The sequence below is a fragment of the Streptomyces sp. MUSC 14 genome (assembly GCF_001866675.1).
Classification (GTDB): domain Bacteria; phylum Actinomycetota; class Actinomycetes; order Streptomycetales; family Streptomycetaceae; genus Streptomyces.
Map to the genome: position 1 here is coordinate 1 of NZ_MLYN01000121.1, position 305 is coordinate 305.

The following is a 305-nucleotide window of genomic DNA, read 5'->3' on the forward strand; positions in this document are numbered from 1 at the left end:
GACCTGCGGCTATTCATGATGAAAACGGCTCACTGAGCTCTTCGGGTTGGTGTCGGGGGTGGTGACGTGTGGTGATCCCTGCGGTAGGCCGGGTGGTATGCGGTACGCGCAGGGTGGTGGGCTGACCGCGGAGCGGCGGCGGTTTCGCGAGCGGATCCGGTACGAGGCGGGTGAACGGTTCGGCCGCGGTGAGAGAACCGCGGTGATCGCGAGGGATCTGCGGGTGAGTGAGCGGTCGGTGGAACGCTGGCGGCGTGCCTGGCGGGAGGGCGGGATGGCCGCGCTCGCCTCCGCGGGGCCACCGA

General features: G+C 69.8%; 1 protein-coding gene. It reads left to right on the top strand.

Features of this window, described 5'->3' with window-relative positions:
• Positions 1–97: 97 nt before the first annotated feature.
• On the top strand, positions 98–305 hold a 208-nt coding region (locus tag BIV25_RS48960), incomplete at its 3' end, for a helix-turn-helix domain-containing protein (RefSeq protein WP_143076842.1).